The 26000-nt window shown below is 41.2% G+C and carries 22 protein-coding genes and 1 tRNA gene; 13 read left to right on the forward strand and 10 right to left on the reverse strand.

All coding sequences use genetic code 11. The features are described from left to right. The gene (locus OLM45_RS13115) at positions 1–2475 is read left to right on the forward strand and encodes a DUF5686 and carboxypeptidase regulatory-like domain-containing protein (RefSeq protein ID WP_264510870.1); all 2475 of its coding nucleotides are present in this window, start codon (positions 1–3) and stop codon (positions 2473–2475) included. Here the strand turns inward: OLM45_RS13115 and OLM45_RS13120 are convergent. The 4 genes from OLM45_RS13120 to OLM45_RS13135 form a co-directional block, all read right to left on the reverse strand. Continuing rightward, on the reverse strand, positions 2458–3237 hold the full coding sequence (locus OLM45_RS13120) for a sulfite exporter TauE/SafE family protein (protein WP_264510872.1): 780 nt from the start codon (positions 3235–3237) through the stop codon (positions 2458–2460). The two genes, OLM45_RS13115 and OLM45_RS13120, sit on opposite strands and share 18 nt — an antisense overlap. A gap of 93 nt (positions 3238–3330) precedes the next feature. Then, entirely contained in the window at positions 3331–4641 is a 1311-nt protein-coding gene (murA, locus tag OLM45_RS13125) for a UDP-N-acetylglucosamine 1-carboxyvinyltransferase (RefSeq protein WP_129461367.1), read from the reverse strand. 32 nt (positions 4642–4673) lie between these two features. After that, a complete protein-coding gene (locus OLM45_RS13130; protein ID WP_129461366.1) occupies positions 4674–5399 on the reverse strand; it encodes a DUF4290 domain-containing protein in 726 nt (241 codons plus the stop codon). 1 nt (position 5400) lies between these two features. Then, positions 5401–5685 (reverse strand): DUF493 domain-containing protein, encoded by a 285-nt coding sequence (locus tag OLM45_RS13135; protein ID WP_264510874.1) that lies wholly within the window; start codon positions 5683–5685, stop codon positions 5401–5403. A 352-nt stretch (positions 5686–6037) separates the two neighbouring features. On the opposite strand from OLM45_RS13135, the gene OLM45_RS13140 reads away from it, so the two are divergent. The 5 genes from OLM45_RS13140 to OLM45_RS13160 all read left to right on the forward strand — a co-directional run bounded on the left by OLM45_RS13140 (position 6038) and on the right by OLM45_RS13160 (position 10572). Next, positions 6038–6571 (forward strand): AAA family ATPase, encoded by a 534-nt coding sequence (locus OLM45_RS13140; RefSeq protein ID WP_129461364.1) that lies wholly within the window; start codon positions 6038–6040, stop codon positions 6569–6571. A 40-nt stretch (positions 6572–6611) separates the two neighbouring features. Beyond that, complete coding sequence (locus OLM45_RS13145; protein WP_264510876.1) at positions 6612–8504, forward strand: ATP-dependent DNA helicase RecQ; 1893 nt, start codon at positions 6612–6614, stop codon at positions 8502–8504. A 1-nt stretch (position 8505) separates the two neighbouring features. After that, positions 8506–9453: a methionyl-tRNA formyltransferase gene (gene fmt, locus OLM45_RS13150; RefSeq protein ID WP_264510878.1), complete on the forward strand. Its 948-nt coding sequence runs from the start codon at positions 8506–8508 to the stop codon at positions 9451–9453. Between the two features lie 176 nt (positions 9454–9629). Continuing rightward, positions 9630–9902, forward strand: coding sequence for an HU family DNA-binding protein (locus tag OLM45_RS13155; RefSeq protein WP_073363284.1), 273 nt, complete (start codon positions 9630–9632; stop codon positions 9900–9902). Between the two features lie 109 nt (positions 9903–10011). Next, positions 10012–10572: a YqgE/AlgH family protein gene (locus OLM45_RS13160; RefSeq protein ID WP_264510880.1), complete on the forward strand. Its 561-nt coding sequence runs from the start codon at positions 10012–10014 to the stop codon at positions 10570–10572. Here OLM45_RS13160 and OLM45_RS13165 read toward each other — a convergent pair. After that, positions 10564–11382 carry an aminotransferase class IV gene (locus OLM45_RS13165; RefSeq protein ID WP_264510882.1) on the reverse strand — a complete coding sequence of 273 codons (819 nt, stop codon included), beginning with the start codon at positions 11380–11382 and terminating at the stop codon, positions 10564–10566. The two genes, OLM45_RS13160 and OLM45_RS13165, sit on opposite strands and share 9 nt — an antisense overlap. A 50-nt stretch (positions 11383–11432) precedes the next feature. Then, a complete protein-coding gene (locus OLM45_RS13170) occupies positions 11433–11825 on the reverse strand; it encodes an START-like domain-containing protein (protein ID WP_129461359.1) in 393 nt (130 codons plus the stop codon). A 140-nt stretch (positions 11826–11965) separates the two neighbouring features. Here OLM45_RS13170 and OLM45_RS13175 point away from each other — a divergent pair. Beyond that, a tRNA-Met gene (locus OLM45_RS13175) sits at positions 11966–12039 on the forward strand. A gap of 245 nt (positions 12040–12284) precedes the next feature. Then, entirely contained in the window at positions 12285–17681 is a 5397-nt protein-coding gene (locus tag OLM45_RS13180) for a LamG-like jellyroll fold domain-containing protein (protein ID WP_264510885.1), read from the forward strand. Between the two features lie 245 nt (positions 17682–17926). Here the strand turns inward: OLM45_RS13180 and hisS are convergent, their stop codons facing one another. Continuing rightward, positions 17927–19333, reverse strand: coding sequence for a histidine--tRNA ligase (hisS, locus tag OLM45_RS13185; protein ID WP_264510887.1), 1407 nt, complete (start codon positions 19331–19333; stop codon positions 17927–17929). Positions 19334–19573: 240 nt separating this feature from the next. Here hisS and OLM45_RS13190 point away from each other — a divergent pair, with 240 nt between their 5' ends. Continuing rightward, positions 19574–20818 (forward strand): ABC transporter permease, encoded by a 1245-nt coding sequence (locus tag OLM45_RS13190; RefSeq protein WP_264510889.1) that lies wholly within the window; start codon positions 19574–19576, stop codon positions 20816–20818. Here OLM45_RS13190 and prmC read toward each other — a convergent pair whose 3' ends face one another. Beyond that, a complete protein-coding gene (prmC, locus tag OLM45_RS13195; RefSeq protein ID WP_264510891.1) occupies positions 20819–21670 on the reverse strand; it encodes a peptide chain release factor N(5)-glutamine methyltransferase in 852 nt (283 codons plus the stop codon). Beyond that, positions 21671–22159 carry a GNAT family N-acetyltransferase gene (locus tag OLM45_RS13200; RefSeq protein WP_264510893.1) on the reverse strand — a complete coding sequence of 163 codons (489 nt, stop codon included), beginning with the start codon at positions 22157–22159 and terminating at the stop codon, positions 21671–21673. A gap of 26 nt (positions 22160–22185) precedes the next feature. On the opposite strand from OLM45_RS13200, the gene ribD reads away from it, so the two are divergent. From ribD to OLM45_RS13220, 4 genes are all read left to right on the forward strand, one after another. Beyond that, entirely contained in the window at positions 22186–23229 is a 1044-nt protein-coding gene (gene ribD, locus OLM45_RS13205; protein ID WP_264510896.1) for a bifunctional diaminohydroxyphosphoribosylaminopyrimidine deaminase/5-amino-6-(5-phosphoribosylamino)uracil reductase RibD, read from the forward strand. Next, a complete protein-coding gene (locus OLM45_RS13210; RefSeq protein ID WP_264510898.1) occupies positions 23222–23830 on the forward strand; it encodes an HAD family hydrolase in 609 nt (202 codons plus the stop codon). Before ribD ends, OLM45_RS13210 begins: the two co-directional genes overlap by 8 nt. Before the next feature lie 453 nt (positions 23831–24283). Further along, positions 24284–24505, forward strand: a complete 222-nt coding sequence (locus OLM45_RS13215; RefSeq protein WP_264510900.1) for a hypothetical protein — start codon at positions 24284–24286, stop codon at positions 24503–24505. Positions 24506–24768: 263 nt separating this feature from the next. Next, positions 24769–25413, forward strand: coding sequence for an IMPACT family protein (locus OLM45_RS13220; RefSeq protein ID WP_264510902.1), 645 nt, complete (start codon positions 24769–24771; stop codon positions 25411–25413). Here the strand turns inward: OLM45_RS13220 and OLM45_RS13225 are convergent. Further along, positions 25410–25814 carry an acyl-CoA thioesterase gene (locus OLM45_RS13225; RefSeq protein ID WP_264510905.1) on the reverse strand — a complete coding sequence of 135 codons (405 nt, stop codon included), beginning with the start codon at positions 25812–25814 and terminating at the stop codon, positions 25410–25412. The genes OLM45_RS13220 and OLM45_RS13225 overlap by 4 nt on opposite strands. Positions 25815–26000 lie beyond the last annotated feature (186 nt).

A 26000-nucleotide genomic window follows, 5' to 3' on the forward strand; every position in this document is an offset into this window, starting at 1 on the left:
ATGAAGTTGCATTTTTCATTCGTTCTTTTGTTTTTATTTACACTTTCTAACGCCCAAATAAAAGGTAAAATCACCGATACTAAAGGTCAACCCGTTCCCTTTGCCAACATATATATTAAAGACACTTATATAGGTACCACCTCAAACGACAATGGTAATTTTGAATTGTCACCACGACAAAATGGAACCTATACCCTACTCGTTCAATATTTAGGATACAAAACCGAAAAACAGGTGGTTGACTATTCAGGGAAACCCATAGTTGTTGATTTTATTTTAAAAGAAGAAGAAATCCAATTAAACGAAGTAGTCATCGACCCCAAAGCGAATCCCGCCAATGCGATTATCAAAAATGCCATCGCTAATCGTAAAAGCAATAGTGCAAAAACATCGAGATATACCTGCGACTTTTATTCTCGCGGACTCTTTCGCGTGAAAAATTTACCCAAAACGTTTATGGGCCAAAAAGTGGACTTTTTTGACGAAGTCATTGACTCCACACGCAGCGGTATACTCTACCTCTCTGAAACGGTATCCAAATTAACGTTTCAAAAACCGGATAGAATGAAAGAAGTCATTGTAGCTTCCAAAGTAAGTGGCAAGGATAACGGATTCAGTTTTAATAATGCTGCCCAAGCCAATTTTGACTTTTACGAAAACTATATCGACCTAAACGCAAAAGCTATTTCCCCTATAGCTGACAATGCGTTTGCGTATTATAGGTATAAAATGGAAGGTTCTTTTGCCGATGAAAACAACCGCGAAATCAATAAAATTAAAGTAATCCCGCGGCGCACGAGCGAACCTGCATTTGAAGGATACATTTATATCGTGGAAGAAAGCTATGCGATTTATGCCGTCGATTTAACTATTAAAGGAGTGCAAATACAAAATCCGGCGCTGAATTCACTCTCCTTAAAACAAAGTTTTAGTTACAACAACGCTACAAAAGTGTGGTCTAAAAACACCCAAACCCTCGATTTTGAAGCGGGCATCTTCGGATTTAATTTCAACGGTCGCTTTACCTATGTCTATTCTAATTTTGAATTCCCCGATAAATTTGAGCGCAAAACTTTTACGGCTGAAGTATTGAAATTTGAAGAGAATGCCAATAAAAAAGACGATACCTTCTGGAATTCCATTCGACCCGTACCGCTAACCAATGAAGAAACATCGGATTACGTTAAAAAAGAATTGATTCAAACCAAACACAAATCCAAAGCCTATCTGGATTCCATCGACAAAAAGCGAAACAAATTCGGTTTCATGGATATCATCAGTGGGTACACCTATTCCAATTCGTACAAAAAAAGAAGTTTTACCTATGACGGTCCGCTTTTTTCTACCTCTTTTAATACCGTTCAAGGCTGGAAAGCACAAATTGGTTTTAGTTATAACCAACGTAACGAGGACAAACGCACCTTTTATAGTATCGGAACACGTATAAATTATGGATTTGCCGAACAAAAATTAAGAGGTTCGGTTTATTATTCTCAAAAATTGGAAAACAAACACAATTCCTTTCTTACTCTAAGCGGCGGTTCCTATGTGAATCAATTCAATTCCTCTAACCCTATAACGGAAAACATCAACACGGTCAGTTCCCTATTTTTTAAAAATAATTTCATGAAATTATACGAGAAAAATAGTGCTAATATCAGTTTTAGTAGCGAAGTGACCAATGGGATCCGACTCAATGCCTCTGTAGAATATGGCGAGCGCAAACCGTTGTTCAACACTTCATTTCAAGCATCCGTAAAATCTAAAGATGCATATTCTTCGAACAATCCACTTTTGCCGTTGGACGAATTGACGCCTGCATTTACGAAATATAATTTGGTCAAAACCAACCTAACAGCGCGCTTTGATTTTGGTCAAAAATACTGGTCGCGACCTGATGGAAAATTCAATATTGGCAATGGAGCGTATCCTACTTTAACCCTTACCTATGAAAAAGGGTTGGCAGGAAGTGACAAAAAATACAACTACGATTTTGTCATGGCACGGATTAACCAAGAATTAGAACTGGGCAATAAAGGAAATTTAGAATACAACTTGAAAGCAGGCAAATTCTTCAATGCCGAGCAAATTGCCTTTCCCGATTTCAAACATTTTAACGGTAACCAAACGCATGTCAATGGCGGAGGCACCTATACGAATGTATTTAACAATCTCCCTTACTACAGTGCCAGTACGAATGATGCTTTTGTAGAGTTTCACATGGAGCACAACGACCAAGGATTTATCATGAATAAAATTCCGTTATTAAACAAAATCAATGCTCAACTCGTTGTCGGGTACCATAATTTATCTATTCCTCATCGCACTCCGTATCATGAATTTACGGTAGGATTGGATAATTTAGGATTTAAAAAATTCAAAATTTTACGCATTGACTATATCCGTTCCTACCAAAGTGGTTATGTAGGCGACGCCATATTGTTTGGATTGAAATTTTTAGATATGGTTGAATAAACAAACCACATCCCAAGCAAAGCGAAGTAATGTTCCGATAACAACGAACAAAAACACTTTCCGAATGAATTGATTTCCTTTGGAAATGGCGGTTTTGGCTCCAATCCAACCTCCCGTTGCATTAGCAAGTGCCATGGGAAGTGCTAATGTCCAAATAATTTTCCCTTTGAGTAAAAAAAGGAGAATCGAACCCAAATTGGTGGCCAGATTGACCATTTTGGCATGCGCCGAAGCTTGCAAAAAGTCAAACCCGAGTACAAGAATGAAGCCGATCACCAGAAAACTGCCCGTTCCCGGACCAATAAAGCCGTCATAAAAACCAATGACTACCGACAATAGTACACCATATATAAGGAGTTCATTGTCAGTTCGCAACTTTTGTGATTGTTGCCCAAAGTCTTTTTTCACAAACGTATAAATTGCAATTCCGATTAATACGATTAAAAGTACGGGTTTCATAAAATCGTTGCGCACTTGGGTCAGCAACCACGAACCACAGAAAGAAGCCAGAAACGCTAAAGTTCCCATCAATACAAGCAACCGTAGTTTTAAGGCTACTCTTCGCACATATTGTCGGGCGGCCATTGAAGTGCCACTAAAAGCGGGTATTTTCAAAGTCCCTATCAAAGTCGCTACCGACTCTTTGGGCAGTACAATCATCGCCACGGGCGTTTGTATGAGTCCGCCCCCGCCTACTACCGCATCGACAAAGCCCGCCGAAAAAGCCGCAAGACAAAGAATTATAATGGTATCGATTTCCATGGATTCAAAAATTCCAAAACAAAGAAATTCCAAATTCCAATACTAGTAGTTTTCGTATGGAATTTGGAATTTCAACTATTGAGATTTAGTAATTTAAACTCGTACTATATTGGCCCCCAAGGCACGTAAACGCTCATCGATGCGTTCGTAACCGCGGTCAATTTGTTCGATATTTTGGATGGTTGATGTTCCTTTTGCTGAAAGTGCAGCAATCAATAAAGAGATTCCGGCACGAATATCAGGTGAGGACATTGTAGTAGCTTTCAATTGGGATTTGAAATTATGACCCATAACTACGGCACGGTGCGGATCACACAACATGATTTTGGCCCCCATATCGATAAGTTTATCCACAAAGAACAAACGGCTTTCAAACATTTTTTGGTGAATTAACACATCGCCATTGGCTTGTGTGGCAACCACTAACACGATGCTTAATAAGTCGGGCGTGAATCCGGGCCATGGTGCATCGGCAATAGTTAAAATAGAACCGTCGATATCGGTTTTTATTTCGTATCCATTTTCATGCGACGGAATGTAAATATCGTCACCTTTTTGTTCTAAAGTGATCCCCAATTTACGGAACACTGATGGGATGACACCTAAGTTTTCCCAACTCACATTTTTGATGGTAATTTCACTGCGGGTCATTGCGGCTAAACCAATCCAACTTCCAATCTCGATCATATCAGGAAGGATACGGTGTTCGCATCCGCCTAAACTTTCTACGCCTTCAATCGTTAACAAGTTGGAGCCCACACCGGTGATTTTGGCACCCATGGAATTCAACATCTTACACAATTGTTGTAAATACGGTTCACAGGCCGCATTGTAAATGGTGGTTACGCCTTCGGCTAAAACCGCAGCCATCACGATATTGGCCGTTCCAGTAACCGAAGCTTCATCCAACAACATGTAGGTTCCTTTTAAACGGTCTTTCGTTTCAACACCATAAAAATGATCTTCGCGTTCGTAGCGGAATTTAGCCCCCAAGTTGATAAAACCTTCAAAGTGGGTATCCAAACGACGGCGACCGATTTTATCTCCTCCTGGTTTTGGGATATATCCTTTTCCAAAGCGTGCTAAAAGTGGTCCAACAATCATAATCGAACCGCGCAATGAACCGCCTTCTTTTTTGAACGCTTCCGTTTCTAGGTAGCCCACGTTTACTTCATCGGCTTGGAAGGTAATCGAACCCGGTCCGTTTTTTTGAATCTTTACGCCCAAGTTACCTAATAGCGTAATCAATTTGTTGACATCGATAATGTCGGGTATATTGTTGATGGTTACTTTTTCTGGTGTTAGTAAAACAGCACATAAAATTTGTAACGCTTCGTTTTTTGCTCCTTGTGGGGTTACGTCTCCTTTTAAGCGGATTCCTCCTTCAATCTTGAATGTTCCCATGTTTTTGGTATTGGCCAGTTGGCTTGCTTTATTTAATTTTTGTGATTCTTTTTAATAAATTTTTTCCCGTTGTTGTTATTGTTATTTTTCTTTTGAAAACCACCTTTGTGCTTGGGCAGGGGTTGTTGGGCTTTATTCGACATTTTTTTGTTGGTGCGAATTAAGTCCGTGGTGGTAGACAACTCTTCTTCACTTTGGGAAAGGTTGATGCGACCGTCTGAGAGTTCGTACAAATGTTCGAAAATCACTTGATCGGTCACGGTATCTTTGTTCCAACTCAAATAGGATTTTTTCATGTGATTGGCAATCACCATAATGAGCGCGCTTTTGAGTTCGCCCTCTTCCCAAGAATTGGCAATATTGATCATGGAAGTGATGTTGTTTCCATAAAAACGGTACTTCGGATTCTTTTGCGGATACGGCAAACGTTCCGGTTTCAAATTGATTACATCTCGTGTCGGAATGGGATAGGGTGAATCGACATCCAATTTAAAATCGGACATGATAAAAATTTGATCCCACAGTTTGTGCTGAAAATCGGGCACATCGCGCAAGTGCGGATTTAAAGTACCCATCACATTGATCACATAACGTGCCGCTTTGTTGCGTTCGTCACGATTTTCGATGAGCACAACATGATCGATTAGTTTTTGCAAATGACGACCGTATTCGGGAATGAACAAAGCGGAACGTTCAGCGTTGTATTCCAAATGTTGCACGGTGTCGTGTGCATTTTCCTTGATGTATTTTGGTACCATATTATAGGGATATAATGCCTTCTACGGTAGACAGTTCTTGATATTTCTCCACAACTGCTTCGGGAGAAGCCATCATCACATTTACCGAAATGCTGGTAAATTTACCATTTTTAGACTGTTGTGTATTGATTACAGCGCCCATGTTATCAAATGCGTTTTCCACAATGACAATTTTTTGGGTATCAGTAGGTACAATAAATTTATACAAATACACACTGGGCCAATCGGAGGTGGCTTGCAACTCTTCTTTTAGTCGAATGTAAAATTCTTCCGTTTTTTTATCCATCTTCATTAAATAAGGGCAAATATACGGTATTTGCCTTTAGTTTGCTACGCGGTTTAGGGTTTGTTTATGAGTTTATCCTCATCACGTGCAATGCAGTACTTAAGGTGAATTTTGCAGGATTTGCGTGAGGGATGGAGGGATTGTTGGAGCTCGCCCGAAGCATGAGGGCAGCGACTCCCGACAGCCCGACCCCGTGTTATGCAAACTTGAATATATGCACAGCAACGAACACGGGGGCACGCCCAAATGAAGGCATTGATTGTTAGGGAATTCGTTTTGAGCTTTTGGAAAATCGCTCTATACATTTACAATTTCGAAAACATTTCGATACATTTGCGCCTTTCCAACTACTATGAGTCAATCGATTATTGTGATTACGGGCGGACCCGGCACGGGGAAAACGACAATTATCAACCAGATGGTCGAAATGGGGCATTTATGCTATCCAGAAATTTCGCGACAAATTACGCTCGAAGCCCGTGAACAAGGCATTGAACAATTGTTTTTGGAGAAACCGTTGTTGTTCAGCGAACTCTTGTTGGAAGGACGCAAAAAACAATATTTTAGTGCCCAAGAAGAAACGCACGAACGCGTTTTTTTGGACCGTGGTATTCCAGATATTTTAGCCTATATGCATTATATTGGCGATGCGTATCCGGCTTTTTTTGACCAAGCCTGCAAGGAGCATACGTATTCCAAAGTTTTTATTTTACCGCCTTGGGAAGCCATTTATCAAAGTGATGAAGCCCGTTATGAAAACTTTGAGCAGGCCCAACTGATTTACAATCATTTACGGGAAACCTACCGTTCGTATGGCTACGACTTGGTTGAAGTTCCCGTGGGAACCGTAGAATCGCGCATCGAATTTATCCTGAATCAGTTGTAATATTCCGTTATCTTTGTGGTGAAGGCAAGCCCTGAACCGAATGAGTGCATTACATGACATTTTAAAAAAGCATTGGAATTATGCGGCGTTTCGCGAACCGCAGGAGGCGATTATTCAGTCGGTTCTAGACGGTCACGATACCTTTGGCTTGATGCCTACAGGCGGTGGAAAATCCTTGTGTTATCAAGTGCCGGCCGTTTTAAAAGAAGGGTTGGTTTTGGTGATTTCGCCGTTGATCGCCCTGATGAAAGATCAGGTGAATCAGTTGCAAATGCGCGACATCAAAGCGATGGCGATTACGGGTGGTGTAGGCACCGATGCTTTATCCGACTTGCTCGACAACGCCCAGTATGGTGGGTATAAATTACTATATATTTCTCCGGAACGTTTGCAAAACGATTGGATTGTAGAGCGTTTAAAAGCTTTGCCGATCCATCTTATAGCCATTGATGAGGCGCATTGTGTGTCGCAATGGGGCCATGATTTTCGTCCGGCCTATTTGAAAATAGCGGATTTAAAAACCCACTTCCCGAAAGTTCCTTTTTTGGCGTTGACCGCAACGGCTACCGAACGGGTGAAAGCCGATATCATTACCCAATTGCAATTGCACGAACCCAAGTTGTTCACCAAGTCGTTTGCCCGGGATAATTTGGCCTACATGGTCTACCCAGCGCCCGACAAATTGTATTTTACCCAAAATGTTTTAAAAAAATATCCTGGCCCATCAATAGTTTATGTTTCTAACCGCAAAGCTTGTGCAGAAACGGCGGGACATTTGGAAACGATGGGGATTACGGCGACTTTTTATCACGGCGGACTTTCGATGGCGGATAAAGAAAAGCAGATGGGTTTGTGGATGGAAGAAAAAAAGCAGGTGATGGTGGCTACCAATGCCTTTGGGATGGGAATTGACAAAAGTAATGTTCGCACCGTTTTTCATTTTAACCTCCCTCCTAACCTTGAAAATTATTACCAAGAAGCAGGACGTGCGGGCCGTAATGGCGAAAAGGCATATGCCATTTTATTGGCGAATGCGTCTGACCGACTCCAAGCCGAGAACCAATTTATTGCTGTTTTACCCGACAAGGCTTTTTTGAATGTGGTGTATAAAAAACTGTGTTCGGATTTGCAAATTGCATTTGGAGAAGGATTGGATGAAACCTTTGGGTTTAACCTGAATCGCTTTTGCAGTAAGTACCAATTGCCTGTTCTGAAAACCTTTAATGCCTTGCAATTTTTGGATCGCCAGGGAATTCTGACCTTGTCACAAGAATTTTCAGAAAAACTGACCTTACAATTCATCATTGAATCCAAGGAAGTAATGCGGTATACGAGTTTGCATCCGCAGGACGAACCCATTGTGGTGACGTTATTACGTACACATCCGGGCGTCTATGATTTGATGACACCTATTAATATATCGGTAGTAGCACGGAAATCGGGTGGAACAGAAACCCAAGTCTTGGCGGTTTTACACAAATTACAAGAACGCGGACTCATCGAATTGCATGCCAAATCGAATGATGCCCAACTGACATTTAATGAAGTTCGGGATGATGAGCGCACGATTAACCGTGTGAGCAAATATTTGGCGAGTCAGAACCAACTGAAAGCCGAACAATTGCAAGCGGTTTTGGCGTATACGGCGAATACGAATGCATGCAATTCCCGCTATCTATTACGTTATTTTGGAGAAGAGAAAGCAGAAAATTGCGGAATTTGTTCGGTTTGTCTCAACGCTCAAAAGTCGAAAGTCGAATTGGGTGACTTACCGGAGGCCTTACTCAAAGCCTTAAAAAAATCCGATTTGAGTTCGAGAGAATTACAAGAAATGCTTTCACAACCCGACGAGGTACTTATCTTTGCACTCCAATCGTTGTTGGAAGCCGAACGCATTCGGTTGTTGCCCAACAACAAATACAGTTTACGATAGCATGAATGATTTGCGCATAGTTTTTATGGGAACTCCAGAATTTGCAGTGGGGATTCTCGATACGATTTTAAAAAACAATTATAACGTAGTTGGTGTAATTACGGCGGTGGACAAACCGGCAGGGCGTGGACAGCAAGTGAAATATTCGGCAGTAAAAGAATATGCTTTGGAGAAGGGATTGCATTTGTTGCAGCCGACCAATTTGAAAGATCCAATTTTTGTACAAGAATTGGCTGCATTAAATGCCAACGTTCAAGTGGTGGTTGCCTTCCGCATGTTACCCGAGGTCGTTTGGCGCATGCCAGAATTGGGTACGTTTAATTTACACGCGTCGTTACTTCCCAACTACCGCGGAGCGGCACCGATTAACTGGGCTATTATTAACGGTGAAAAAGAAACGGGCGTGACCACCTTTTTTATCGATGACAAAATTGACACAGGCGCGATGATCTTAGCAAAAACCACGGCGATCGATCCTAAGGAAAACGCAGGAAGTTTACACGATCGATTGATGGCATTGGGATGTGAAGCGGTGGTTGAGACTTTGGATCAAATTCAAAACAGTACGGTGACGACGACCCTTCAAACCGATACTCCCGATATTAAAACGGCGTACAAATTAAATAAAGAGAATTGTAAATTGGATTTTACCCAATCGGGTATGGCACTCTACAATCAAATTCGCGGTTTATCGCCGTATCCGGCAGCTTGGTGTATGGTAAAGGATGGTGAACTAGAGTGGAATGTAAAAATTTATGAAGCGTCATGGGAACCAGAAACGCACAATTTGGCACCTGGAACTTGGGTTACTGGAAAGAAAGAAATCAAAATTGCGGTTAACGACGGATTTTTGAATTTGATTCGGTTACAATTTCCAGGTAAAAAACAAATGGTGGCGGTTGAAATTTTAAATGGAATGAAATTTAGTGAAAATTGCAGTGCTTTTTAGCGACAAGTCCGCTGTTAACGGGCGATTCCGACGTTTTGACGACACCTTATCAACAAAACACTTGAGTTATCAACAAAATAAGCGAAAATAAAGGTAAAGGCTTGCGTGCTGTGGATTTTCTATTAAATTTGTTTTGATTAACAATTAAGTTTAACCAACAATTAATAACTATTATTATGAACAAGTCAGAATTAATCGATGCAATTGCTGCTGATGCTGGAATTTCTAAAGCAGCTGCTAAATTAGCTTTAGAGTCATTTTTAGGAAACGTAGGAGCTACTTTGAAAAAAGGTGGTAGAGTTTCTTTAGTAGGTTTCGGATCATGGTCAGTTTCTAAAAGAGCTGCTCGTGAAGGAAGAAATCCACAAACTGGTAAAACGATCAAAATCGCTGCTAAAAATGTAGTGAAATTTAAAGCTGGTGCTGAATTAGAAGGTTCTGTAAACTAATTCTAGACCTATATTCTATAAATTAATCCCGATTTCGATCGGGATTTTTTTTGCCTCAAATTGGAATCGGAAGATTTTTTTTGTAATTTTAGTTAAAATTGCTTGTTAAATGATCTCCGAAAAACTCCATAAAGGCCAACTTTTAATTGCGGAACCCTCGATTATAGGCGACATATCTTTCAATCGATCGGTGATTTTGCTAGCTGACCATAACGATGAAGGTTCGGTGGGTTTTATCTTAAACAAGCCCTTAAATTATTCCATCAACGATTTAATTCCAGAGATCGAATCCTCATTTGAAGTGTATAATGGTGGACCGGTGGAGCAGGACAACTTATACTTTATTCATACTATTCCCGATTTACTTCCAAATAGTATCGAAATTTCCCATGGGATTTATTGGGGAGGCGATTTTGAATTAACCAAAGAATTGATCAATAACGGAACGATTCAACGGGATTCGATTCGGTTTTTCTTAGGCTATACGGGGTGGGGAGCCCAACAATTGGAGAGTGAATTGCAAGTCAATTCCTGGATTATCTGCACCAATACCTATGAAAATAAAATATTAGGCAAATCCTCGAATGATTTTTGGAAAGAAAAAATCATGGAATTGGGAGGTGATTATTTAATTTGGTCCAATGCGCCTGAAAATCCGATTCTAAACTAGTTCATTTAGCGCTTGGACTAGCTGTTGCGCCACTGTATTTCCGTATTCCTTTTTACGATATTTGGTAATGGATTGTATTCCTTGAATGCTATTCGTATAAAACAATTCGTCGGCTTTTTGCAAATCAAAAGGAGAAATCGGTGCTTCGACCCAATGCAATCCTTCTATTTTTTTCCCAATTTGCAACACTTGTTTTCGCATAATGCCGTTCAAACATCCTTCCGATAAAGGCGGTGTTGTCACGGTATCGCCCATTACCATAAATAAATTCCCGTTGAGGGTTTCCACTACATTTTTAGCTTCATTGACTAACAAACAATTATCCAGTCCGTTTTCTTGTGCATAGACTGACCCAACGATATTAATTAATCGATTGTTCGTCTTTAAAGTAGACAATAAATGTTTTGTTACGTGGAAATCTTTGTATAAATCGACTTCACAAGGCGTTGTGTTAAGTCCGAATTGCTCATTTTCCAATTCTTCAGCGCTTACAAAAAATGAAACGGTATTGGTTTTGGGAGTATAACGCCCTCCTTCATTTCGAAAAACAGTCATTCGCACACGGAAAGCTCCGTTGGTTTGTACTACGGATAGCAGTTGTTCTTCAAAATATTCCAGGGTAAAATTAGCGGGAATACGCATACGTAAAATTCGCATCGAAGCCATTAATCGAAAATAATGATCTTCCGCAAAATGTACTTTTTGCGCGGTTACGCGAACAGTTTCAAACAAAGCATCGCCATAGAGTAGGCCTCGATTGGAGGCACTAACAGGTAGACTATCGGTTAAGGTTCCGTTGAAATTAAGCATAAAAAAATCCCTCTTTTTTGGAGGGACAAATATACTTTATTGAAATGAGATTATACCGAACCTATAACGTGTTTCAAATCGGAAATTTGATTTTCCCACAATTGTTTGGATTCATCGACCTCATCTTCTTCTGCAAAGTCGATAACCATTAAGGAAACATCTTTGGTAATTTCATCTTCTAATATGCGTAACTCAAAAAAGTACTCGGTATCTTTTTTATTATCATCTACCCATTTGAATCGAACTTTCTCTCCTGTTTTTTTAGAAGCTAAACGTGCATTTTCTTCCGTATCATCCCAATGAAATGTAAAAAATTCACCGCGAGAATTAACGGTATTGGCAAACCATTCTTGTAAACCTGATGGCGTAGAAATGTATTGATAAAGCAATTGAGGTGACGAGTTGATGGGGAACTCGATTTCGTAACGTACCTTTTGTGCCATAAAATAAAATTTTTCGAAATATATAATTTATTTAAGAATTTTCACTTTAAAAAAAATTTTTTTTTTGGCGGTATTTATTTGCAGACATATAGATTAATTATATATTTGCACCCGCATTAGCAAACGCTTTGCATTGTCCTGGCGAGGTAGCTCAGTCGGTTAGAGCGCAGGATTCATAACCCTGAGGTCACGGGTTCAACTCCCGTCCTCGCTACTAGTAAAAAGCAGTCTGAATTTCAGGCTGCTTTTTTGTTTTTATACAAATTATCTTACCCTTCCACTCTCTTTCCTACAAATCAACTTACAATTTTATTTTAATTTATTGTAAGAATTTTTTTCTTATAATTTCATTTTTGTGTATTTCATCGATTTTTTATGCATTTTATCGAATTTATACGCTTTTACCTATATATCTTTGAACCGTCAAATCAAATCAAAACAAAAAACAACTTAAATGTTATGAAAGCAATTGCTCTTAAACTGCACTTCATAGTATTAATTACATTACTCTCGCAAACCCTAAATGCGCAATGCAGTGGATGTAATTTAACCATAACGGTTCCCAACAATACTACCTACAACCTTACAGCGGGACAAACGGTATGTATCACAGGAACAGGTAATTTTACGGGAAGGCTTAACAATTTTAATGGTAACACCCTTTGTATTGGAACGGGTGTGAACTACAACCCGTCAACAGCCCCCAACTACAATGGGAATTGGACTATAATAAATAACGGAACGTTCTCGAATACTTCCAATTTGAATTTCAACTCGGGAACATCATTTACCAATGCAGCGACAGGTAGTATCTCATTAACAAGTTCAATCAACATTAATTCTGGTACTACTTTTAATAATTACGGTTCAATGAATCTCTCCGGATTAACAATCAACAGTGGAGGTTCTGTACAGTTAGGCGGAACAACAGTTCTTTCAGGTAGTCTCAGCAATAATGGTAATTTAAGTATTCAAGGTTCAATAACAGCTGGATCAATAGTTAATAATACAGGCGCTACGATTACTGGAGGTAGTTCAACAGCATGTAATTACTTAAACACAGGAGGCACATTTACAAATAATGGAACCATAGGTGGTTCAGGAAATGGATTAATTCTTGGAGTTGTTCCAAGTGGATCAGGAACTGTTTCTGCTCCTGCTTCTACTTCATTATCCACCCCAACTGTTCAACCAACAGCACTTAATTTAAGCTTTAATGGTACTTCCATAAATGGGTCCTTTACGCAAGCCTCTAATACAACTGCTGGTGGATATCTCATTTTAAGAGCCACAAGTACTACTACTTCAGCTCCAGCAACGACCAATCCTACCAATTACACCAACTATAGTATTGGGCAGACTTTAGGTTCATGGACTATCGTTGCGCTAAACAATGGAAGATCCAGTACAACATTTACCGATGACGTTAGTGCTTTGTGCAATTACATCCACTATCGTATATTATCTTATGCGCTTTCAGGCAACTGTCGTGTTTTTCGCACCTCCAGTGCATTGACAAATTATATTGATATCCGTCCTAGTATTACGGGAACAACACCCGGCACTACTTTTGGAGCGGGAACTGTTACACTTGGCGCCACAGCAAATTATGGAACTGTGAATTGGTATGCAAATTCCTCTGGAGGAAGTATTTTAGGAACTGGAACTACATTCACAACACCCTCCATTAGTACTTCAACCAATTATTATGCAGAAGCTGTAAATGGAACCTGTGTAAGTGCTACACGAACTTTAGTAGTTGCTACTGTTGATTATCCCGAAATTGATATTCGTGGTAATAACGTTGCCATCGGAAATGGAGATTCAACCCCATCTACTTCAGATTTTACCATCATTGGTTCCAACGATGTTGCCGTAGGAAGTATTTCAAAAACCTTTCAATTGCGCAACCTATCTTCAACGGCACCTTTAACTATTGGAACAATTAGTTTCTCTGGAGCCAATGCAAGTGATTTCTCTATTGGAACACCACCAGCCACTACAGTCGCAGTTAATAGTTCGACAACATTTACCATCGTTTTTAATCCATCTGCAACTGGAACACGTAATGCAATCATTAATATTGTTAATAATGACCAAAATGAAAACCCTTATACGTTTTCTATTCAAGGTACAGGTATCACCGATATCGATGGTGACGGCATTGATGTAAGTATCGATACCGATGATGACAACGACGGTATTAGCGACCTTTCTGAGTGCCGTACATGTACCATAGACCCCTTTCAAAATGGTAGTTTTGAAACCCCAGTAATTGGTGCATCAACTTACTCATTTGTCCCTACAGCCTCAGTTACAGGTTGGCAAACCAGTGCTGAAAATGTGATCGAAATATGGAGTTCTGGTTTTAATGGTGTAAATGCTTTTGCTGGAAATCAATTTGCAGAATTAAATGCGAATGTCCCCGGCGTACTCTATCAAACATTTTGTTTGAATGGCGCTGGCGGAACCATTACCTATTCGGTAAGACACCGCGGTCGTGTAGGCACGGATACGGCTTATATGAAAATTGGAAATTCATTAGCCAATGCATTAGCGTCAACACCTGTTCTAACATTGACTGACAGCAATACTGCCTGGGGATTATATGCAGGAACGTATACAATACCAACGGGTATGCGCCAAATTGTAATTACCTTTCAAGCAGGACCAACTGCTACTGGTGACCAATCTGTAGGTAACTTTATCGACGATATTCAAATTACAATTAACCAAAGTTGCGTCGATACCGATGCCGATGGTGTAGCGGACATTAGCGATTTAGATTCCGATAACGACGGTACACCCGATATTGAAGAAGCCGGATTTAAAGCCTACAGTAATCAATCTTCCACCATGGATAAAACCAATGCTTCATTATGGGCTGATGCCAATGCCAACGGTTTGAATGATTATATCGAAGCAACTTTAGCGGCACCTTCCTATACGGTTTTAAATAGTGATGGCGACGTTGTACCTAATTATATTGATTTAGATAGTGACAATGACTCATTATTTGATATTGATGAAGCTGGTTTATTAAACGGTGATGGCGATGTCAATGGCGATGGAAAAGGAGACTTTTTAGATGCTGATGGAGACGGAATCATGAACATTCATGATAATTATACAGGATATGGGACAAACGGCAAAGCCTATGCGCAAGACACCGATAATGATGGAACCGCAGATGTTTTAGATTTGGATTCCAATAATGACGGAACAAACGATGTGGCCACCGGATTATTCGCCGCTCTCGACACCGATAACAACGGTAGAATCAATGGTACTGCAGATGCTGACGAAGACGGTTTATTAGACACATTTGATTCCAATACATCCGTAACAGGTTCTCCAAGAAATTTGGATCAAAAACTTTACCTCAACTTTGACGGACGTAACGATTATGCGGAAGACAGCCCCATTTTAGGTGGCTTATCCAATGCTACTTTAATGGCTTGGATCGACCTTGCCCCTACATTCTCAACCGATGGAATCGTTATGGGCCAATCCAATTTCCATATCAAAGTAAATAGCAGTCGCGCTTTACAAGTAGTGATCAATGGTACAACTTTTACCTACACCAATACAGCCGCTTTAAGCAGAAGCAAATGGTACCACGTTGCAGCCACTTATGGTGGTGGAAGTTTAACGATTTACCTCAATGGCGACCCACAAACCTTCTCGGTGAGTGGTGCTATTAGTGCCGATACTTCCAACTTTACCTTAGGAAAAAACCCAACCAATACCAATACCTATTTCAATGGTAAAATGGATGAAGTACGTGTATTCAACGTAAACATGTCAGATACTAAAGTACAACGCATGATCAACCAAGAAATCCAAAGTAATGGATCGCAAGTTCGAGGAACATTCATCCCAAAAGATATCGAATCCCTTCCTTATGCTAACTTGATTCGCTACTACCGTATGGATGCCTTTAAAGACGACATCGCTGATAATTTTGTGACACCTGGAATCGACACAGGAACTGGTTTAAAAATTTACAACCATAAAGTAATCGCAACACAAGAAGCTCCAATGCCCTATGTAACGGTTCGCACGGGTGACTTTGCCACAGCCATTACCGATACTACCAAAGATATCGACGGTGCCGATGTACTCAACTTCGATTGGAACATCATCGACGTGCGTCATAACATTACCGAAACCAGCAATTCAACCGATTTGGCTATGGTCATCAATTCTAGTGTACGTGTCACCATGAACAACGATACCAAAATGCAAAATGCCTGGTACTTAAAACTGGATGGTGTTCTTGATTTAGCAGGCCGTTCGCAATTAATTCAAACCAACTCTAGTGACCTTGAAGTAACTAGCGCCGGTTCTATTGAACGCGACCAACAAGGTACCAAAAACATCTACAATTACAACTACTGGAGTTCCCCCGTAGCCGCCATCAACACCACAACCAACAACGGTGCATTTACTGTAGCCGGTGTAGTAAAAGATGGTACTACTTCAACGCCACAAAATATTACTTGGACGAGCGGACTCGATGGCGCAGCCACTTCTCCGATCACCTTAAGTAGCTATTGGATTTTTAAATTCCAAAACTTAACGAATACTTACGCCAACTGGCAATCGGTTGGACCAAACGGGACATTATATCCCGCCCAAGGATTTACCTTAAAAGGAAGTGGGGCAACAGGTCCCAACCAAAACTTGACTTTCGTAGGAAAACCCAACAACGGTACAGTTACTACTACAGTAGCACCTTCCAACTTGAACTTGACCGGTAATCCGTATCCGTCAGCTATTGATGCCAACTTGTTCATCAATGCCAACACAAGTTCGATTACTGGAACATTGTACTTCTGGGAACATGCCGCAAATAACAACTCCCACAATTTATCAGCGTACCAAGGTGGATACTCAGTGCGTAATTTAGTTGGTGGTGTCGGACCTTCAGCGCCAGCCGGAATCAACGGGGTAGGAAACAGTAGCCGCGTACCGCAACGCTATATTCCAGTGGGACAAGGATTCTTTGTAGTCGGTAATGCAACCGGCGGAACCATTACGTTTACTAATGGCCAACGTGCATTCATCAAAGAAACCAATGGCTCATCCAACAGTATGTTCAAAACGGCAAATACAACCACAAGCTATCTAGGTAACAATGAAGAAGATCCTATCACCAATGATCAATACGTTCGAGTTCGATTGGGTATGACTTCCAAAGACAATTACCACCGTAATATCTTGCTAGGTTTCATGGAAAATTTAGCCACACCAGCATTAGACTATGGGTATGATGCCGTAAGTATCGACAACCAACCTAACGATGTGTACTTTAAAACGGCAGGAACAAACCTGGCTATCCAAGGGGACGATTATTTCAATGTGAATAAAATGTATCCTATCGGAGTGAAGGCGTATGTGACCGGCGAAATCAAATTCATGATTGACGAAGTGGAAAACCTTCCCGCCTCACAACGCTACTATATCTTGGACAACCAAGACGGCGTATTCCATGACATCACCAACGATCCGTACATCGTGGAAGTGCCCCAAGGCAACACCGACAACCGATTCGTTTTGACATTCAAAGATACAACCGCGTTGAACAACACCGATTTCAACAACGAAAATAGCATTCAAGTAGTCTACACTTCTTCCAATGATGTGTTGACCATCAAAAATAATGTAGCCGATGCTACAATCCATAAAGTGATCCTTTACAACATGCTGGGTCAAGAAGTAATGACCTTCAAAGTGAATGGCCAAGACCAATCACACATCGAAATTCCGGTTAACGGAATCAGCAGCGGAACCTACATCACCAAAGTAGTGTCCGACAAAGGAACCACATCGAAAAAGATTGTTTTTAATTAGGGTTTAAACAATTTTGATTTGACGACGATAAAGCCACGCCTGATTAGCGTGGCTTTTATCTTTTGGAGCAGTCGCCTTGCTTTCATTCCAGTGCCTTCCCGCTGTACGCTCTATCCCTCCACTCCGTTACGGGGATGCCGCTTCCATCGGGGCTAAATGACAAGTACCGAATTCCTTTACGCATTTTCCATCCAAAAAAAAACCACGTGGTGCTCACGTGGTTTCAACTATTTTTTTAGGTTCAATTATAAAGCCTTCAATTGCTCCAAGTCGATAGTCAACACCTCACCCGAGGCAATATTTTTTACCGAATACACGTTGCCTTCTATGCCGCGAACCACAAAGGGAATACCGCGTTTTTCTGCAAATTTAAATTGCTTATCCAATTTGGCCGCATCCGGGTACAATTCAGTACGAACGCCCGCTTTGCGCAATGCAGTTACCGCCTGCATCGCTGCGACGGCCTGCTCAGGCCCATTATTAAAAAACAACAACTTCGGCGCCGAAGTAATCGTTTCTGGGAACAAGCCCAGTTCTTCCAACACCAAATAAATGCGGTCCAATCCAAAGGAAATTCCTACCCCACTCACATTTTTCAATCCGAAGATGCCGGTTAAGTCGTCGTAGCGACCGCCACCGCCTATCGAACCCATTTTTACGCCTGCTGGTGCCGCTACTTCAAAAATAGCTCCTGTATAATAATTCAATCCACGGGCTAACGTGACATCCAAATCCAATTGCGCTTGTTGTAAGCCCAATTGCAATACCTGTTCTGTAATAAATCGCAACTCTTCTACCCCTTTCATCCCTTCTTCGGATTGGGCCAAAAGTTGTTCCAATTGGGTGAGTTTTTCGGTGGTCGAACCCTTAAAAGAAAACAACGGCTGCACCAAAGTGAGCGCCGCTTCGGAAATGCCTTTTTCCAACATTTCTTTTTTCACGCCGTCTTCCCCGATTTTATCCAATTTATCCAAAGCCACTGTAAAATCAATCAACTTATCCGAAGCGCCAATCACCTCAGCAATTCCAGAAAGTATTTTACGGTTGTTGATTTTGATAGTTACGCCGTTCAATCCCAATTCGGCAAAAACGGCATCGTACAGTTGCACCAACTCGACTTCTTGCCAAAGCGAAGTTGACCCAACGACATCGGCATCGCATTGGTAAAATTCACGGTAACGTCCTTTTTGCGGTTTGTCGGCGCGCCAAACGGGTTGCATTTGGTAGCGCTTAAACGGAAACGCCAAGGCATTTTGGTTCATTACCACATACCGTGCAAAAGGTACGGTCAAGTCGTAACGCAATGCTTTATCCGAAATTTTAGCCGTAAAACGGTTCAATTCGATACGTTGCTCCAAGGTTATGGTCTCCGCTGAATTCGACAATAAAGCATCCAACGATTCCGGTAATTCAATACGGTTTTTATCGTAGAAATAATTGCCACTATTCAAGATTTTAAAAATCAACCGGTCGCCTTCTTCGCCGTATTTCCCCATTAAAGTGGAAGCATTTTCAAACGAAGGTGTTTCAATAGGTTGGTATCCAAAACATTCAAAATGATGGCGCATGACCGACATGATGTAGTTGCGTTTTGCTACTTCAGCGGGAGATAAATCCCGAGTTCCTGTGGGAAGTCCTGGTTTCTGTGCCATTTTGAATACTTTTAAATAGAATTTGGCTGCAAATATCGGACATTTCAAGGAGTTTAAAAACCGAGACTTCAACAATTTCCATTTCGCGATTTTTTGCACCGTTGCGTTAGGGATTGAGGGATTGTTGGAGCTCACCCGAGGATACGAGGGTAGCGACTCCCGAAAGCCCGGCCAACGCCCCAATAAAATTGAAGAAGAAAATCTGTAACAAAATCCGTATTTTCGTTACTTATGGTCACCATGAACGGAGTTTTTAGAGAAAATATAAAAATCGCTTTGGGTTCGATTCGTTCCCAACTCTTGCGTACCATCTTAACTATTTTGATTATCGCCCTCGGGATTATGGCCTTGGTGGGCATCTTGTCGGTGGTTTCGGCTTTGGACAATACGCTGAACTCTAAATTTGCCGCCATGGGTTCGAACACCTTCAACATCAACCAATACGAATTCAAAAACCGGCGTCGTGGCGGTGGCGAAGTGGAGCAAATCAATCCGATTATTTCCTATCCTGAAGCCAAAGCGTTTAAGGAAAAATTCGAGTATCCTGCTACGCAAACGGCGGTGTATTTTACGGCTACTGCCAAGGCAGAAATCAAATTTGAAAACGAAAAAACGGATCCGTCCATTTCCGTTTTGGGTGTGGACGAGTTTTATGTTCCCAACACAGGCTCGGAGGTGATTCAGGGTAGAAACTTCAACGTGTTTGACGTTGCCAACAACCGCTATGTATGTTTGGTGGGGAATGCGTTTGTGAAGGACGGATTATTGAAAAACGTAAATCCCATCGACCAAATTATCTCGGTTCGGGGCGCTAAATTCCGCGTCATTGGCGTATTGAAAGAAAAGGGGTCGACCTTTGGCAACAACCAAGACCAACGGGTGATGATTCCGATACAAATTGCGCGCTCACTCTTTTCAGCACCTTCTATCAATTATACGATCAGCACCATGGTTTCCCGCAAAGAAATTTTGGATGCAGCCATTGACAATGCGCGATTAACGATGCGACGTGTGCGTCATTTGAATCCGGTTGAGGATAATAACTTTGGAATTTCCCGCAGTGACGATTTGGTGCAACGCATTGCAGAAATGACGGGAACATTGAATATTTCGGCCTTTGTGATCGGACTCATTACCATTTTAGGTTCGTCGATTGCCTTGATGAACATCATGATTGTTTCGGTCACCGAACGTACCCGCGAAATCGGGGTGCGCAAATCCTTGGGGGCCAAACGCAGTACGATTGCGTGGCAGTTTTTTATGGAAACGCTGGTGATTGGCCAATTGGGAGGTTTAGTTGGAATGATTTTAGGAATGTTGATAGGCTATCTTTTTGCCTCGCTTTTGGATTTTGACTTTACCATTCCCTGGATGGCGATGATTACGGCCGTCATTACCAGTTTTATTGTTGCAGTGGTTTCTGGATTGTATCCTGCGTTGAAGGCGTCCAAACTCGACCCCGTCGAAGCCTTACGTTACGAATAACTAGCGTTCGCAACGAATCATTCGATCGTTTCCAAAAAGATCTTTCCGGAGTTCTACACCTTGAAATCCCAGTTGCTCCAAGAGCGCAACCGTTTCTTTTCCGAGGTATTGGTTGATTTCAAAATACAACTTCCCGCCTATTTTCAAATGGTTTTGAGCCAACTGTCCGATGTGACGGTAAAACAACAGCGCATCGTCATCTTCAACAAACAAAGCGAGATGCGGTTCATGTTCGAGCACATTGGGTTGAATTTCCTGTTTTTCCAAATGGCGCACATAGGGCGGATTGGAAACGATGACATCAAAAAATTGATCAGCAAAACAAGTCTCTAGTGCTTCGGTTTCCAAAACACTTTGGTGGATGAATTGCACGTTTACCACATTGCGCGTGGCATTGCGCGTGGCTATAGCAAGGGCTTCCGTTGATACATCGATAGATGTGACATGCGCATGAGGCAGCTGTTTCGCCAATGTAATGGGAATGCAGCCACTACCGGTTCCGATTTCCAGGATGGAGAGTGAGGCAGCATTGGCGTCCTTCAGTATCCATTCCACCAATTCTTCGGTTTCGGGACGCGGAATTAAGGTGGCCGGTGTCACTTCAAACGGGAGTCCGAAAAACTCAGTTTCTCCTAGAATATATTGTATTGGTTCGAAACGTTCCAAGGCGTCCATCGCTTGATTCCAGCGGGGCAGTTGTTGGGTTTCGAGTTGGGGATCCAAGGCCAAATCAATACGCTTTTTGGATTCGATGGCGTTTAACAACAATTCAAAAAAACGCGCGACTTCCTCTGCGTCGTACAAAGGCGTGAGTCGGTCAAGAAACTGGGATTTGAGTTGGAGTAACACCATTTATGCAAGCGATTTCAGCATCCACACGGGACAGCCGGTATGACCTGTATTCCCAAGTGGTGCACAAAGATAATCAAAACCCATTCTTTGATAGACTTGTTGAGCGGCTTTCATTTCGGGTAAGGTTTCCAAATAGCATTTTTGAAATCCAAATGCTTTGGCCGCTTCTAAACAGAGTTGGATAATTTGATTCCCAAAGCCACGACCACGATAGTCGGGCAACACATACATTTTTTGAAGTTCGCAGGTATCGTCTGCACCGTTCTCAAGTGGAGCAACACCACAACCCCCACAAATTATTCCTTCCACTTCGATCACAAAATAAGCCGATTGTGGCGCTTGATAAGTTTCAAACAAAAAATCCAATTGCGGATCGGCATAAGCGGTTCCCGTTAACGGATAACCCTCATGTTCGAATACGGCACGAATCACTCGGGCTATTGCAAGATTGTCGTTTTGTCGAATTTTACGAATGGATATGGAATTCATTGCTCGGGTAATCGTATTTTTGTGGGGTGAAGATACATGAAAAATACATACAGCGTTGCATTCAATTGGCGCAAAATGGCTTGGGCACCACATATCCGAATCCGATGGTGGGCAGTGTGCTTGTGCACAACGACCAAATTATTGGGGAAGGTTGGCACCGAAAAGCGGGCGAACCCCATGCGGAGGTTCATGCTATTCGTTCGGTGAAAAATCCCGAACTTTTGAAGGAGGCGACGATTTATGTGAGTTTGGAACCCTGTAGTCATTTTGGCAAAACGCCGCCGTGTTCTGATTTAATTTTGGAAAAAGGCATTCCGAATATTGTGGTAGGTACGGTTGATCCGTTTGCAGCGGTGGCTGGAAGAGGTATTGAGCGACTGCGCGCAGCGGGAAGAAATGTGACGGTTGGCGTTTTGGAAAACGAATGTCGTGCACTCAACAAACGCTTTTTCACCTTTCACAACCAACAACGACCTTATATTATATTAAAATGGGCCCAATCGGCGGATGGATTTATTGCGCCTTTGGCAAAAGAAAAGCGCGAACCGGTTTGGATTTCGAACCGATATGCCCGTCAGTTGGTCCATCAATGGCGCAGTGAAGAGCAAGCGATTTTGGTGGGCACGCAAACCGTTTTGGACGACAACCCGAAATTGGATACTCGGGATTGGTGGGGCCAGAATCCGACGCGGATTGTCTTGGACCGCAGTGGGAAAATTAGTACCGACTTACATGTAAAAGACGGAAAAACACCTACTATTGTCATTACAGAAGTAGAAAATTTGACGGCAACCAACCAAGTTGATTATCAAAATTGTATATTTGATAGTTCGCTCCCCCAACAAATTGCAGGAATTTTATTTCAAAAAGGACTGCAATCGGTGCTCATCGAAGGCGGTCAAAAAACTTTACAAAGTTTTATTGACGCAGGATTATGGGATGAAGCAAGGGTGTTTGAAAGTGGGATTACTTTGGGTTCGGGCCTAGCTGCGCCGCAATTCAATGCTCCTGTAGCGCACAGTGAAACTATAGTTGAGAATCAATTAAAAATATATTACCGTCATGATTGATGCCATTATTTTTGACTTTGGAGACATCTTCATCAATTTAGAGAAGGAAGCGCAAATTGAAGCGTTTAAAAAATTGGGATTAGACGGTCCGAAAGTCGATTTGATTGCACAGAATGACTTGTTTGAGAAGGGAAAAATTTCGGAGCAAGAATTTTTGGAATCTTTTCATAAATACATTCCGAATGCTTCAGTTTTGGAGATTCGTGATGCTTGGAATTCGATTATTGGTGAATTCCCCTTGGAGCGTTTGGAGTTTTTACAAATGCTTTCGGGCAAATACCGCATGTTTTTGTTGACCAATACGGATGAGATTCACATCAGTAAATTTGAACACAAAGTGGGTATGTCGTTTTACACCGACTTTTATAATTGTTTTGAAAAAGTCTTTTACTCCTATGAAATGGGCATGCGCAAACCGGAACCCGAGATTTTCAATCACATCCTCAACAAGTACGATTTATCGCCCAAACGCACCTTATTCATTGACGACAAAAAAGTAAACACGGATGCAGCAGAAGCATTGGGCTTGTATGTTTGGAATTTACAAGTGGGTCAAGAAGACGTCACCGAGCTGTTCCAGCATAAGGAGTTTCCGTTGTAGAGTTTAGAATTTAGACGTTGGACATTGGACTTTAGACTTTAGCCGTTGGATTTATTGCCAAAGAAATTTACTTCTTGATTACTATATGAAGTCTTTAAAAAAATATTTTCTTTTCGTTCTAATCCCTGTATCAACCCATCTTATTTGCTGGATTTTACTCTATTCTACTGTGAAAAATGCTGTTAACAAACATAATGCATTGAGCGATTATATAGTAATGTGTATGGGCTTAATCACAATACTTTTACTGATTATCGGACTGCATTATTTTTTTATACATAAAAAAAGAGAGTTTCGCTATTCTTATTTACAACATGTTCCGTTCTAGTCTATTGGATTTATATTTTTACATCTATTCAATGTGTTGGATGTACAGTACTGAGTTAACCAATGATAAAGGTGATCTTAATAAAACTTTTGTCTATCAAAAACACCGCTACTATTAAAAACAAAATGAAAAAAAGAGAAAAATTATTTTTTTGTTCAGCTTCCCTTCTGTTTCTAACTTCTTGGTTTCTAGCGACTACATTTTTTGAAATGACAGTTTCTATGGGTGAAGCAAATAAAGATTTGAATCCAATTGAAGCAGCATGCTATGTATCTTTAGTTTTCACTGGTTTATATGCTGTTTTGTTTTATTTCTATTGGTTATTTTTTATAGGTTCAAAAAACTAAAATCGTAAGTGGTTCACTTACAAAATATTAATCCTTAAATCACATACACTTATTAAAGTTTCATCTTTTAAAACCTCTACACTTTTACACCCTTTTACACCCTTTTCCACATCGACTCATCGACACATTGCCTCATCGACACATTGTCACATTAGCACATCAGCACTTTCCCGCGTTAAGGATTGAGGGATTGTTGGAGCTCACCCGAGGGTACGAGGGTAGCGACTCCCGAAAGCCTGGCCGAAGGCAACGCCCAAAATCGGATGAAACTTACTATTTTTGCCGACTCAAACGATTTTATTTTGAATGATACGTACCTCACATTAGCGGCACCTTCAGAAGAGACCTTGTATAAGGAGAAGCACAGCAAGTTTTTTGGCTATGCGTTTCCGGTAGAAACGGAGGCTGAAGTGAAGGAACATTTGGAAACGTTGCGCAAGAAGTATGTGGGGGCGGTTCATTTTTGTTATGCCTATCAATTGGGTACGGAGAAAATCAGCTATCGCGCCAACGATGATGGCGAACCTTCGAATTCGGCGGGCATGCCTATTTATGGACAAATTCAGTCGTTTGGCGTAACTAATGTTTTGGTCGTGGTGGTGCGCTTTTTTGGTGGGATCAAATTAGGAGTGGGCGGTTTGATTTCGGCCTACCGCACTTCGGCGCAAATGACATTGGAGGCTTCAATAATTGAAGAGCGCACGATTGACGTTCGATTTAAGGTCACTTTTGACTACAAAAACCTCAACAAAGTAATGCGGGTGATTAAGGAAAAGAATTTGGAATTGGTTTCCCAGGCGATGGAAATGCGTTGTGAAGTGGTGGTGGCTACCCGAAAAAAAAATGCCGAAAGTATCTTCGACATTTTTAATTCCTTATTTGAAATTGAGATCCAACGCTTGGATTAATTATCCGCGTTCATGATTTTCAAAACTTCGGTTGGTGGCACAATAGGACGCCCTGTTTTGACATCAACAAAAACGAGTATAAAATGAGCAGTTGTTAATAACTCAACGTTTTCACTGCGGATTTCGCAATCAAATTCAATCTTCACGCCACTATATTGTTTTAATCGTGTTGTGATGGTAAGCAAATCATCATACCGTGCGGGTTTTTTATAATTGATATGCATGGATACAATGGGTAGTGCAATCCCGCTTTCTTCGAGGGCTTTGTACGAAATCCCCCTATTTCTGAGCCATTCGACGCGCCCTATTTCAAAATAGGGCACATAACTCCCGTGATACACCACTCCCATCTGGTCCGTTTCGCTGTAGCGAACCCGAACGTGAACTTCATTTAATTTCATCTATATTTTTATGCCGTTAATCTATGATTTGAAAATTCTTTACAACAATATTTTCAAAAAATCAATAGGGTTTTATTTTTTTTTAACCAAAATTGTTCACATATTTGTTAACCCAAAATTTAGGAAGCAAATCGTGCTTTTCCTCAGCAACAGAACCTTTAACAAATTATTAATTTTAACAGATTT

Origin of the sequence: Flavobacterium sp. N1719 (genome assembly GCF_025947045.1) — a bacterium.
Taxonomy (GTDB): Bacteria; Bacteroidota; Bacteroidia; order Flavobacteriales; family Flavobacteriaceae; genus Flavobacterium; species Flavobacterium stagni.

Coding starts and splice junctions, on each gene's coding strand:
- OLM45_RS13115 (WP_264510870.1), top strand. CDS start 1: ATGAAGTTGCATTTTTCATTCGTTCTTTTGTTTTTATTTACACTTTCT.
- OLM45_RS13120 (WP_264510872.1), bottom strand. CDS start 3,237: ATGGAAATCGATACCATTATAATTCTTTGTCTTGCGGCTTTTTCGGCG.
- murA (WP_129461367.1), bottom strand. CDS start 4,641: ATGGGAACATTCAAGATTGAAGGAGGAATCCGCTTAAAAGGAGACGTA.
- OLM45_RS13130 (WP_129461366.1), bottom strand. CDS start 5,399: ATGGTACCAAAATACATCAAGGAAAATGCACACGACACCGTGCAACAT.
- OLM45_RS13135 (WP_264510874.1), bottom strand. CDS start 5,685: ATGGATAAAAAAACGGAAGAATTTTACATTCGACTAAAAGAAGAGTTG.
- OLM45_RS13140 (WP_129461364.1), top strand. CDS start 6,038: ATGAGTCAATCGATTATTGTGATTACGGGCGGACCCGGCACGGGGAAA.
- OLM45_RS13145 (WP_264510876.1), top strand. CDS start 6,612: ATGAGTGCATTACATGACATTTTAAAAAAGCATTGGAATTATGCGGCG.
- fmt (WP_264510878.1), top strand. CDS start 8,506: ATGAATGATTTGCGCATAGTTTTTATGGGAACTCCAGAATTTGCAGTG.
- OLM45_RS13155 (WP_073363284.1), top strand. CDS start 9,630: ATGAACAAGTCAGAATTAATCGATGCAATTGCTGCTGATGCTGGAATT.
- OLM45_RS13160 (WP_264510880.1), top strand. CDS start 10,012: ATGATCTCCGAAAAACTCCATAAAGGCCAACTTTTAATTGCGGAACCC.
- OLM45_RS13165 (WP_264510882.1), bottom strand. CDS start 11,382: ATGCTTAATTTCAACGGAACCTTAACCGATAGTCTACCTGTTAGTGCC.
- OLM45_RS13170 (WP_129461359.1), bottom strand. CDS start 11,825: ATGGCACAAAAGGTACGTTACGAAATCGAGTTCCCCATCAACTCGTCA.
- OLM45_RS13180 (WP_264510885.1), top strand. CDS start 12,285: ATGAAAGCAATTGCTCTTAAACTGCACTTCATAGTATTAATTACATTA.
- hisS (WP_264510887.1), bottom strand. CDS start 19,333: ATGGCACAGAAACCAGGACTTCCCACAGGAACTCGGGATTTATCTCCC.
- OLM45_RS13190 (WP_264510889.1), top strand. CDS start 19,574: ATGAACGGAGTTTTTAGAGAAAATATAAAAATCGCTTTGGGTTCGATT.
- prmC (WP_264510891.1), bottom strand. CDS start 21,670: ATGGTGTTACTCCAACTCAAATCCCAGTTTCTTGACCGACTCACGCCT.
- OLM45_RS13200 (WP_264510893.1), bottom strand. CDS start 22,159: ATGAATTCCATATCCATTCGTAAAATTCGACAAAACGACAATCTTGCA.
- OLM45_RS13210 (WP_264510898.1), top strand. CDS start 23,222: ATGATTGATGCCATTATTTTTGACTTTGGAGACATCTTCATCAATTTA.
- OLM45_RS13215 (WP_264510900.1), top strand. CDS start 24,284: ATGAAAAAAAGAGAAAAATTATTTTTTTGTTCAGCTTCCCTTCTGTTT.
- OLM45_RS13220 (WP_264510902.1), top strand. CDS start 24,769: ATGAAACTTACTATTTTTGCCGACTCAAACGATTTTATTTTGAATGAT.
- OLM45_RS13225 (WP_264510905.1), bottom strand. CDS start 25,814: ATGAAATTAAATGAAGTTCACGTTCGGGTTCGCTACAGCGAAACGGAC.